Genomic DNA, 10,021 nt, shown 5'->3' on the forward strand with positions numbered 1-10,021 from the left:
TCTTCGGACAATCTGGAAGAACTAAAGGATGCGGTAGCCCGCCATCGGGAATTTGTCAAGAACTTTTAGAAGAAAGGAGTGGGCATGGAGAGAAAAACAGTCTATATCGCAGGTCTGGGACTGATTGGAGCTTCTTTGGCTCTGGGCATCAGGCGAGCTCATCCTGAGATAGAGATTCTTAGCTATAATCGAAGTGAAGAATCGCGCAGAGTTGCCCTGGAGAGGGGAATGGTAGATCGGGTAACGGATGATTTTGCGGCCTTTGCTCCACTGGCTGATGTGATTATTCTGGCTGTGCCCATCAAGCAGACCATAGCATTTATCAAAAATCTAGCAGAGCTGGACCTGAAGGAAAATGTTATCATCTCAGATGCTGGATCGACCAAGGCTGAGATTGTGGCAGCTGCAGAAAAGTATCTGCAGAATAAGCCTGTCCGCTTTGTCGGTGCTCATCCGATGGCTGGAAGTCACAAGACCGGAGCCAAGGCAGCCCATGTCAATCTATTTGAAAATGCCTATTATATATTCACCCCCTCTAATCTGACTAAGCCAGGTACTCTTGAGGAAATGCAAGATTTGCTGAGTGGTCTTCATGCCCGCTTTATTCAGGTAGATCCTGTAGAGCACGACCGAGTGACCAGTCAAATCAGTCATTTTCCGCATATCCTAGCCTCCAGTCTGATGGAGCAAGCGGCAGCTTATAGCCAAGAGCATGAGCTGACCCAGTCTTTTGCAGCCGGTGGTTTTCGAGATATGACGCGGATTGCGGAGAGTGAGCCGGGTATGTGGACCTCTATCCTCTTGACCAATCCTGAAGCTATCTTGGAGCGGCTGGAAGATTTTAAAGATCAGTTAGACAAGGTGGCCGCAGCGATTGAGGCTAAGGATGAGTCAGCAATCTGGGAATTTTTTGACCGAGGACGGCAAAGCCGCAAACAAATGGAAATTCATAAGCGTGCAGGTGTGGACAGCTTTTATGACCTCTTTATTGAAGTTCCTGACGAAGAAGATGCGATATTGGGTATTTTGGAGCTTCTGCGCGGAATTTCGGTCGTCAATATTCGTATCAACGAGGAAAATCGAGAAGATACCCACGGTATTCTGCAAATCACCTTTAAAAATCGCCAAGATTTGGAAAAATCTGCTAAAATAGTAAAAGAAAATACGGATTACCTAGTGTCCGTAGACTAATATAGAATGGAGAACTCTATGTCAAATATTTATGATTTAGCCAATGAACTCAGTCGTGGACTTCGCGAAATGCCAGAGTACAAAGCTGTGGTAGAAAGCAAGCAGGCTATCAATGCGGATAGTGAAGCCAAGGCTATTTTTGATGACTACCTAGCTTTCCAGAAAGAGCTGCAACAACTGGCTCAAACAGGTCAAATGCCGACTCCAGACATTCAAGAAAAGATGCAGAGTTTTGGAGATAAAATCCAAGGCAATGAGCTTTTGTCAGCCTTCTTCAACAAGCAACAACAGCTCTCTATTTACTTGTCTGATATTGAACGGATTATTTTTGAACCAATTCAGGAACTATTCTAATAGAAGAAGTTATAAAATTAGATGAAACCAAGAAGCCAGATCGGGCTTTCTTGGTTTTTTTATGCTTTAGAAGGGCTATTAAGGATGAAAATGAGTATTTTTAATTCAAGAAAGAGGTAGAAAACTTATAAAATCAGATTATAGCAACAATTAAAATATATTGACTCTGCTTTCTATTTACTATTGCCCCAAAGGCTGATATACTAATCAAAAAACGCTTACACTCTGATTTTTGAAAGGAACTGGTATGACTTTAGAAACAAGAAAGATTGCTATTCAAGATACATATGGCGACCGATTTCAACATTGCTGGGGTTGTGGCCCGAAAAATGAGCTAGGCCTACATTTAAAGACTTATCCTAGCTTAGATGGGAAGGAATGTGTCACTAGAATACGACCAGAATCTCACTACACTGGTGGTGTGCCAGCCAATCTCTTTGGTGGCATGATTGCTATGATTTTTGATTGCCATGGAACGGCTTCAGCTGCTTGGTTTGCCCATCAAGAGAAAGGATTGGACTTGACCCAAGATACAGTCATTGGACGCTTTATCACAGCCCGCTTAGAAGTTGATTACCAGAGCCCGACGCCCATTGATCAGGAAATCATTGTCACTTCGCAGCTTGAGGAGTTGGGAGCAAGGAAAGCTATAATAGTTATGGAGATGTCAGTAGCAGGACAGCTAAAAGCTAAGGCTAGAATGGTAGCAGTTGCAGTGAAAGATCATATGTAGACAAATTCCCTTGGTGCATTGTATCAAGGGAATTTTAGCATGTTTTGAGTAATTTTATCTTGATTTTTGCAATTAGGACATTATTTTGGTATAATAGTTACTTGTCTTGGGGTCGTTACGGATTCGACAGGCATTATGCGGCATATTTTGCGACTCATCTAGCGGATGTAAAACGCCAGTTAAATATAACTGCAAAAAATAACAATTCTTACGCTTTAGCTGCCTAAAAAACAGCCAGCGTGACCTGATTCGGATTGCTTGTGTCTGATGACCGGTCTTATTATGAGCAAGCTACGGTAAAATCAAGTCTAGGGATTTTACAAGAGATTGATAGACTCGCTTAGCTTGGGCTTGAGCCATGTGTCAAAGCTGAGTTAAATGAAGACATGGCCTATGGTCGTAGACAAATGTGTTGGCAGGTGTTTGGACGTGGGTTCGACTCCCACCGGCTCCATAGGGATATGTAAATGAGGTTTTTGGTGATATGAGTTTTTTTGGAAAAATCTTAGGGAAGAGTCAAGATAGTCATCTACCCATTGAGGAAGTTTCTGTTGATTTAGAAAATCTTCCGAATGAATGGGGCTCTTTTTCGACCCTTATTGATGACCGAATGGCTAGTATCCGTCTAAATTTAGCGTTGAATTCTATTGCTCCCTATCTATCCTATACTTATGCACTACGTTTGAGAATTGCTATTTTGAATGTTGATCCAGAGACAGGGTTTCCAGATTATGACGAATTTTCTAATTTGAACCTCATCGAAGATCGTCTTTCAGAAGCGATGAAGCGCATTGCGGCCATCTATGTCGGAGTAGTCATCACAGATGGTCATATAGAGTTTTATTACTATTTGAAAGATAGAGAGCGACACATGCCGGTTATTGCTCAAGTAATGGAGCAATTTTCGAAATATCAATATAGTTCAGCTACTCTGGTGGATCCTGAATGGAAACAATACTTTGACTTCTTGTATCCGAATGAATATGAGTACCAATCTATTTTAAACCAGCGTATCTGGTATCGCCTAGAAAAAGAAGGGGACGACCATAGTCAACTACGGGAAATTAGGCATCAGTTTAGTTTTGAGACTTACGATGATCGTGTTTCCTTTATGGGGGATGCCTCTGCTCTTGATTATGATATTTCTTCTAGGAAAAAAGAAGAAGGCGATCCTCGACCTTACAAACTAGAAATATCCCGATTTGATACTACCGAGCTTCCTAGCATCAACCAACATGTTTGGGAATTAATAGAAATTTCGAAAAAATATAACGGAAAGTATAGCGGCTGGAGCTGCAATGTGGTATAATGGATAAAGTTTTGAGAAAGCAAGTCTTTCTCTTGTATGGAAGATTACTCAAGAGGCTTAAGAGGCTGTGTTGGAAACGCAGTAGGCGTGTAAAAGCGTGCGTGGGTTCGAATCCCATGTCTTCCGTTGTATTTAAAGAAGCGCCTAAAGGCGTTTTTTTGATAGCAGGACGAAGAACGATAATCACTTTGTTTAATGCTAGACCCACAGAATCTAGAAGTGAGGATATTATGCAAGAAATCAGATGGATTCGCTTCCATCTTTTTTATTTGAGAAAAACCTTGAAATTTTTCTGAAAAGGAGTAAACTGTACATAGAAAGTTTTGGAGGTTCTGCATGAAGTTATATGTCCAGTTGATGATTATTTTCTCGATTTCCATCATTGGAGAGGGGATATCAAGTGTCTTCCATCTTCCCATTCCAGGTAGTATTATCGGCTTAATCTTGCTATTTCTTGCTCTGCAGTTTAAGTTATTGAGACTCCGCCACGTCAGTATGGTCGGCAATTTTCTGTTAGCCAATATGACCATTCTTTTTCTACCTCCGGCAGTTGGGATTATGGATAAATTTCATGTGATTGCTCCTTACCTGCTACCGATTATCTTGATTATCCTTGGTGCCATTGTTTTAAATGTGATCGTCATTGCCCTTGTCGTACAGTTCATCAAGCAGCATTTTGAAGGCGATTATGAGAAAGGAGGGATGGATCATGTCTAATCTATGGAGTAACCCGCTATTTGGACTCGCCTTGTCCATTTTTGCCTACCTTATCGGGATGCTGATTTTCCGTAGATTTCCACATCCTTTGACAACGCCTCTTCTTTTAGCAGCGATTTTGGTCATTGCCTTTTTGAAATTAACGGGAATTTCTTATAAGGATTACTATGTCGGTGGGGCTTATTTGAACAATTTAATCGTTCCGTCTACGGTTGCTTTAGGAATTCCGCTTTATAAGACCTTCCACTTGATGAAACACCACGCTCGCAGTATCCTGCTAGGAACCTTTGTGGCTGTAGTGGTCAATACGACTTTCACGGCTCTGCTGGCAAAATTCTTTGGGATGGACTTCTTTTTAGCAATTTCTCTATTTCCTAAATCTGTCACAACAGCGATGGCGGTAGGAATTACTGATAAAATGCAGGGCTTGACAACTGTTACCTTGGTGGTTGTTGTGGCGACAGGTATTTTGACAAGTGTCATGGGACCGACTATTCTTAAACTGCTGAAAATTAAGGATCCAGTAGCAGTTGGCTTGGCCTTAGGTGGCACGGGGCATGCAGTTGGTACCGGAACGGCTTTCAAATATGGACATGTTGCTGGAGCCATGGCAGGTCTTGCAATCGGAGTGACAGGGATCATGTATGTAATTGTCAGTCCAATCGTCGCAGCCATTATCTTAAAATAAAAAAACATGAAGCAGTATTTCTCGGAAATCTTGCTTCATGTTTTTATTTTATCTTAGTTGATAGCTGCTAGGAGGGCATCTGCTTGGGCAGAAAGCTCAGCAAGCTTGTCTTCTGAAAGGACTAATTGGCCAGTTCCCCAAGCCTCTGGATTGATACCAACACCAGTAAATTGGTCAACCACATTCATGCGAATAAATGGAAGGAGGCTACGGTAGTGCTTGAAGACCTCATCAGGTGAAGTGCCGTTAGCAACGGATGAAACAGTTACCACTTTGGCATTGAGGGCAGAAGGACCGCTTGGGTCTGACAAATCAAGCGCGCGTGAAGTCCAGTCGAGCAAGTTTTTCACCACGCCTGGGATAGCCCAGTTGTAGACAGGTGAGAAGATCCAGATAGCATCAGCTGCAAGGATTTCTTCACGAACCTTGGCAACAGCAGCTGGAGCTGGACTTTCGAGGTCTTGGTTGAAGAATGGTACATCTTTGTAGTCCAGATAAGAAACTTCAGCTTTACCAGCTAGAGCTTTTTCCGCTTGAGCTGCCAATTGATGATTGAATGACCCTTGACGAAGTGAGCCAACAATAAATAGTACTTTAGACATAAATATGTCCTCCATTTTATCTTTATTTAAGAGGTGCCCCTCTTGTTACTATCTATGTTACAACAATTGTCACTAATTAGCAATAATTTAGCTCAGCTCTTTGAAAGTTTTTAAAATCCGCACCAAATCTTCTTTGTCGCTTTGGGAGAGGAGGTCAGTCATGTGGCGGATATTGGCCATGTGCTCTGGTAGGACAGCCTCGATTTTTTTCTGGCCTTGATCAGTTAGTTGGATGCGAAAGGAACGGCGGTCATTGGGATCACAGCTGCGACTGATCCAGCCATCTCTTTCCATATTTTTGATCACGACTGTCATATTTCCCGAAGTAGCCAGCATGCTGTCAATCAGATCTTGAATCCGCAACTCTCCTTTACTATATAAGGTTTCCAAGACGGAAAATTGGGTTGGCGTCAAATTGTGCTTTTTAAAAATTTGAGCTTCGAGATTACGAATGGTGCGCTCCGCCTTATGGAGCACGATAATTGTCTTGAGATCAAGCAGAGTATCCTTGTCTAGATTTTCAGTTATTTTCATAGTAACATTTTATCAATAAGTAGTAATAAATGCAAATGTGATAAAAGTCCTAGAAAAATCAGGCTATTTGTAGTATAATGATTCAGTGAAACATAAAACTAAAGAAAAGACTGAATTTCCTATAAGGCACTATGCCATCGGGCTTTTCCTGGTCCTCACGGCGCTTGTTTTTTCATTTTTTACGATCTTGCACCTTGCTATCGAGCCTTGGCAGTCAGCCAAGGAAGGTTCTCAAAAAATCGCTAAGGAATATGCAGATTTGGAGAGTCTGACGAGCTTTTCGATTTACAATGGCAAAGAGTCCTACTATAGCTTGATTGGGACAACTAGTAAAAAAGAGGAAGAAGCTGTTCTGATTTCCAAAAATTCCAATAAAATCCATGTCTATCGCTTGCAAGATGGAATGAGTCAGGCAGAGGCAGAGCAAGTGGCCAAGGAAAATGGAGCGACATCTATTGATAAGACCACTTTTGGTTACTTTGACGGTCAGCCTGTTTGGGAAATTAAGTCTGGAAGCACTTATTATAATATCGGATTTGAAAGCAAAACATTGCTCAGCAAGGAGGGGCTATGAAATTATCCAATCGTGTTTTAAATATGGAAGAAAGTGTGACTCTGGCGGCGGCAGCCAGAGCGAAAGCTTTGAAGGCGGAAGGCAGGGATATCCTTTCTTTGACCTTGGGAGAGCCAGATTTTCCGACGCCTAAGAATATCCAGCAAGCAGCGATGGCAGCGATTGAAGATGGCAGAGCTAGTTTTTATACGGTAACAAGTGGTCTGCCTGAGCTGAAAGCAGCGGTTGTAGACTATTTTGCCAAGTATTATGGCTATGAGATTCAGCCTAATCAAGTGACAGTGGCAACAGGTGCAAAGTTCTCTCTTTACACCTTCTTTATGAGCGTGATTGATCCAGAGGATGAAGTCATTATTCCGACGCCTTATTGGGTTAGCTATGCCGACCAGATCTTGATGGCCGAAGGAAAGCCTGTTTTTGTTCAAGCGACAGAGGAAAATAACTTTAAGGTGACGGTGGCCCAGCTGGAAGCTGCCCGTACTGAGAAGACCAAGGTCTTGGTTCTGAACTCGCCGTCCAATCCGACTGGTATGATTTATACAGCAGAAGAGCTGCTGGCTATTGGAAATTGGGCTGTTGAGCATGATATCTTGATCTTGGCCGACGATATTTATGGCCGCTTGGTCTATAATGGCAATAAATTCACGCCGATTTCTAGTCTGTCAGAAGAAATTCGCAAGCAAACAGTCGTCATCAATGGTGTTTCCAAGAGCTACTCTATGACGGGCTGGCGGATTGGCTATGCTGTAGGTGAGCCTGAAATTATCTCAGCCATGAGCAAGGTTGCAGGGCAAACGACTTCTAATCCGACAGCGGTGGCGCAATATGCGGCCATTGAAGCCTTGACGGGCAGTCAGGATACGGTCGAAAATATGCGATTGGCCTTTGAAGAACGCCTAAATACTATTTATCCTTTGCTGGCTCAAGTGCCTGGCTTTGAAGTCGTCAAACCTCAGGGAGCCTTCTATCTCTTCCCAAATGTTAAAAAAGCGATGGAAATGAAAGGCTATACAGATGTGACAGCTTTTACCACAGCGATTTTAGAAGAAGTAGGTGTGGCTCTAGTGACAGGAGACGGGTTTGGTGCGCCAGAAAATATCCGCCTCAGCTATGCGACTGACATGGATACACTAAAAGAAGCGGTTCAACGCCTCAAGAATTTTATGGAGAAGTAAGAATGATTGATCATTTTGAGATTAAAGTAAAGGATTTGCAAATTTCAAAAGACTTTTATACAAGCTTTCTTGCTCCTCTTGGCTACGAATTAGATTTTAGAACTGACTCTCTACTCAGTTTTGTTGCCCCCAATAGTCCTCATCCTGGTGGAGATTTTTGGTTAGGAAAGGGAGAGCAGTCTCCTATTCACTTTGCTTTTTTTGCAGAAAACCACGAGCAGGTTCGAACTTGCTACGAGGCGGGTTTGAAGGCAGGTGGAAAAGATAATGGTGCACCTGATTATCGGAGTGATCATCTACCTTATTATGCAGCTTTTATCCTAGACCCAGATGGAAATAATGTCGAAGTAGTCTGCCACAAAGAATAAAAATAGAAAAGAGAAAAAACGTGTCGAAGAAAAATGTAACAATTATTGATGTAAAAAATCATGTTGGTGAAGAAGTAACGATTGGTGCTTGGGTGGCCAACAAGTCAGGAAAAGGGAAAATCGCTTTCTTGCAGTTGCGTGATGGTTCTGCCTTTTTCCAAGGTGTAGCTTTCAAGCCTAACTTTATTGAGAAATTTGGCGAAGAAGTAGGACTTGAGAAGTTTGATACGATCAAACGCTTGAGCCAAGAAACGTCTGTTTATGTGACAGGGATTGTCAAGGAAGACGAGCGTTCAAAATTTGGCTACGAGCTGGATATCACAGATATCGAAGTTATTGGTGAATCACAAGACTATCCAATCACGCCAAAAGAACACGGAACTGACTTCCTCATGGACAACCGTCACTTGTGGCTGCGTTCTCGCAAGCAAGTAGCCATGATGCAAATCCGTAATGCCATCATCTATGCTACCTATGAATTCTTTGACAAGAATGGCTTTATGAAGTTTGACAGCCCAATCTTGTCAGGAAATGCGGCAGAGGATTCGACTGAGCTCTTTGAAACCGACTACTTTGGAACTCCAGCTTACTTGAGTCAATCTGGTCAGCTCTACCTTGAAGCGGGGGCTATGGCTCTGGGACGTGTTTATGACTTTGGTCCAGTATTCCGTGCGGAAAAATCAAAAACTCGCCGTCATTTGACAGAGTTCTGGATGATGGATGCGGAGTATAATTTTGTTACTCACGATGAGTCACTCGACTTGCAGGAAGCTTATGTCAAAGCCTTGATTCAAGGTGTTCTCGACCGTGCTCCTCAAGCTTTGGAAACATTGGAACGTGATACTGAGCTTTTGAAACGCTATATTGCAGAGCCATTCAAGCGCGTTACCTATGATGAGGCGATTGATCTCTTGCAAGCGCATGAAAATGATGAGGATGCGGACTACGAACATCTTGAGCATGGCGATGACTTTGGTTCACCGCATGAAACATGGATTTCAAACCACTTTGGTGTACCAACCTTTGTCGTGAACTATCCAGCAGCCATCAAGGCTTTCTACATGAAGCCTGTGGAAGGAAATCCAGATCGCGTCCTTTGTGCAGACTTGCTTGCTCCAGAAGGCTATGGCGAAATCATCGGTGGCTCTATGCGTGAAGAAGATTACGACGCACTGGTCGCTAAAATGGAAGAGCTTGGTATGGATACATCAGAATATGAATTCTACTTGGATCTTCGTAAGTATGGATCTGTTCCACACGGTGGCTTCGGTATCGGTATCGAGCGTATGGTAACCTTTGTCGCAGGAACCAAGCATATCCGTGAAGCCATTCCATTCCCACGTATGTTGCACCGTATTAAACCTTAAAATCAATGAGAGTGGGACAGAAATCGGTAATCCGTCAGAATTCGATTTCGTCGTCCCACCTCCGCACAGTTGAGTAGGGCTGTAAAAGCTGATGAAATCAGCGTAATAGAGCCCACTCAACCACTGCGTCTTGCTCGACAATCCAAAGACAATTGAGAGGCTAGGACCTTTGTCCCAGCCTCTTCAAAGCACTAGAAAGAAGAGGTAGGAGTCATGTAAAGAGCAGATTAACAAGTGACAAAAGATAGAAATTAGAAAACACTTGTTAAAGGAGAAAATATGTTAAAAAGAAGTTATCGGAAAAATATCGGCCTGATGGCCGGAATTGAATTTTTTGCCTTTCTAGGCATTACCAGTTTTTGGATTTTATTTCTAAGTCAAAACGGCATGTCCCTTTGGCAGATTGGGC

At 42.7% G+C, this 10,021-nt stretch carries 12 protein-coding genes, 1 tRNA gene, 1 other RNA gene and 1 pseudogene; 13 read left to right on the forward strand and 2 right to left on the reverse strand.

Annotated elements, in window-relative coordinates; all coding sequences use genetic code 11:
- The first annotated feature begins 84 nt into the window (after positions 1-84).
- The 8 genes from RWS39_RS08575 (at position 85) to RWS39_RS08610 (ending at position 4,992) form a co-directional block, all read left to right on the forward strand.
- Positions 85-1,191 (forward strand): prephenate dehydrogenase, encoded by a 1,107-nt coding sequence (locus tag RWS39_RS08575; protein WP_187421163.1) that lies wholly within the window; start codon positions 85-87, stop codon positions 1,189-1,191.
- An 18-nt stretch (positions 1,192-1,209) separates the two neighbouring features.
- Positions 1,210-1,545, forward strand: a complete 336-nt coding sequence (locus RWS39_RS08580; protein WP_314482533.1) for a YlbF/YmcA family competence regulator — start codon at positions 1,210-1,212, stop codon at positions 1,543-1,545.
- Positions 1,546-1,792: 247 nt separating this feature from the next.
- A complete protein-coding gene (locus RWS39_RS08585; RefSeq protein WP_314482535.1) occupies positions 1,793-2,278 on the forward strand; it encodes a thioesterase family protein in 486 nt (161 codons plus the stop codon).
- A 108-nt stretch (positions 2,279-2,386) separates the two neighbouring features.
- Positions 2,387-2,735, forward strand: a transfer-messenger RNA (tmRNA) gene (ssrA, locus tag RWS39_RS08590).
- Between the two features lie 27 nt (positions 2,736-2,762).
- Complete coding sequence (locus tag RWS39_RS08595) at positions 2,763-3,587, forward strand: DUF695 domain-containing protein (RefSeq protein WP_314482538.1); 825 nt, start codon at positions 2,763-2,765, stop codon at positions 3,585-3,587.
- 38 nt (positions 3,588-3,625) lie between these two features.
- Positions 3,626-3,713: transfer RNA gene (locus RWS39_RS08600), tRNA-Ser, on the forward strand.
- A 210-nt stretch (positions 3,714-3,923) separates the two neighbouring features.
- Positions 3,924-4,304 carry a CidA/LrgA family protein gene (locus RWS39_RS08605; RefSeq protein WP_314482540.1) on the forward strand — a complete coding sequence of 127 codons (381 nt, stop codon included), beginning with the start codon at positions 3,924-3,926 and terminating at the stop codon, positions 4,302-4,304.
- On the forward strand, positions 4,297-4,992 hold the full coding sequence (locus tag RWS39_RS08610; protein ID WP_015604519.1) for an LrgB family protein: 696 nt from the start codon (positions 4,297-4,299) through the stop codon (positions 4,990-4,992). Before RWS39_RS08605 ends, RWS39_RS08610 begins: the two co-directional genes overlap by 8 nt.
- Before the next feature lie 53 nt (positions 4,993-5,045).
- On the opposite strand, the gene RWS39_RS08615 is transcribed toward RWS39_RS08610, so the two are convergent.
- Positions 5,046-5,594 (reverse strand): NADPH-dependent FMN reductase, encoded by a 549-nt coding sequence (locus RWS39_RS08615; protein WP_045499565.1) that lies wholly within the window; start codon positions 5,592-5,594, stop codon positions 5,046-5,048.
- 87 nt (positions 5,595-5,681) lie between these two features.
- Positions 5,682-6,128, reverse strand: coding sequence for a MarR family winged helix-turn-helix transcriptional regulator (locus RWS39_RS08620; RefSeq protein ID WP_314482543.1), 447 nt, complete (start codon positions 6,126-6,128; stop codon positions 5,682-5,684).
- A gap of 85 nt (positions 6,129-6,213) precedes the next feature.
- Between RWS39_RS08620 and RWS39_RS08625 the strand changes: the two genes are divergently transcribed.
- The 5 genes and pseudogenes from RWS39_RS08625 to RWS39_RS08645 form a co-directional block, all read left to right on the forward strand.
- On the forward strand, positions 6,214-6,702 hold the full coding sequence (locus tag RWS39_RS08625; RefSeq protein WP_314482544.1) for a cell wall elongation regulator TseB-like domain-containing protein: 489 nt from the start codon (positions 6,214-6,216) through the stop codon (positions 6,700-6,702).
- A complete protein-coding gene (locus RWS39_RS08630) occupies positions 6,699-7,877 on the forward strand; it encodes a pyridoxal phosphate-dependent aminotransferase (RefSeq protein ID WP_314482546.1) in 1,179 nt (392 codons plus the stop codon). Before RWS39_RS08625 ends, RWS39_RS08630 begins: the two co-directional genes overlap by 4 nt.
- A gap of 2 nt (positions 7,878-7,879) precedes the next feature.
- A complete protein-coding gene (locus RWS39_RS08635) occupies positions 7,880-8,245 on the forward strand; it encodes a VOC family protein (RefSeq protein ID WP_187421177.1) in 366 nt (121 codons plus the stop codon).
- Between the two features lie 20 nt (positions 8,246-8,265).
- Positions 8,266-9,612 carry an asparagine--tRNA ligase gene (asnS, locus tag RWS39_RS08640; RefSeq protein WP_314482548.1) on the forward strand — a complete coding sequence of 449 codons (1,347 nt, stop codon included), beginning with the start codon at positions 8,266-8,268 and terminating at the stop codon, positions 9,610-9,612.
- A gap of 279 nt (positions 9,613-9,891) precedes the next feature.
- A pseudogene (locus RWS39_RS08645) lies at positions 9,892-10,021 on the forward strand (MFS transporter); the annotation flags it as partial.

It is taken from the genome of Streptococcus cristatus (genome assembly GCF_963529205.1).
GTDB classification, from domain to species: domain Bacteria; phylum Bacillota; class Bacilli; order Lactobacillales; family Streptococcaceae; genus Streptococcus; species Streptococcus cristatus_O.

Excerpts from the sequence above, each read along its gene's own strand:
- RWS39_RS08575 (WP_187421163.1), top strand. The coding sequence starts at position 85 with ATGGAGAGAAAAACAGTCTATATCGCAGGTCTGGGACTGATTGGAGCT.
- RWS39_RS08580 (WP_314482533.1), top strand. The coding sequence starts at position 1,210 with ATGTCAAATATTTATGATTTAGCCAATGAACTCAGTCGTGGACTTCGC.
- RWS39_RS08585 (WP_314482535.1), top strand. The coding sequence starts at position 1,793 with ATGACTTTAGAAACAAGAAAGATTGCTATTCAAGATACATATGGCGAC.
- RWS39_RS08595 (WP_314482538.1), top strand. The coding sequence starts at position 2,763 with ATGAGTTTTTTTGGAAAAATCTTAGGGAAGAGTCAAGATAGTCATCTA.
- RWS39_RS08605 (WP_314482540.1), top strand. The coding sequence starts at position 3,924 with ATGAAGTTATATGTCCAGTTGATGATTATTTTCTCGATTTCCATCATT.
- RWS39_RS08610 (WP_015604519.1), top strand. The coding sequence starts at position 4,297 with ATGTCTAATCTATGGAGTAACCCGCTATTTGGACTCGCCTTGTCCATT.
- RWS39_RS08615 (WP_045499565.1), bottom strand. The coding sequence starts at position 5,594 with ATGTCTAAAGTACTATTTATTGTTGGCTCACTTCGTCAAGGGTCATTC.
- RWS39_RS08620 (WP_314482543.1), bottom strand. The coding sequence starts at position 6,128 with ATGAAAATAACTGAAAATCTAGACAAGGATACTCTGCTTGATCTCAAG.
- RWS39_RS08630 (WP_314482546.1), top strand. The coding sequence starts at position 6,699 with ATGAAATTATCCAATCGTGTTTTAAATATGGAAGAAAGTGTGACTCTG.
- RWS39_RS08635 (WP_187421177.1), top strand. The coding sequence starts at position 7,880 with ATGATTGATCATTTTGAGATTAAAGTAAAGGATTTGCAAATTTCAAAA.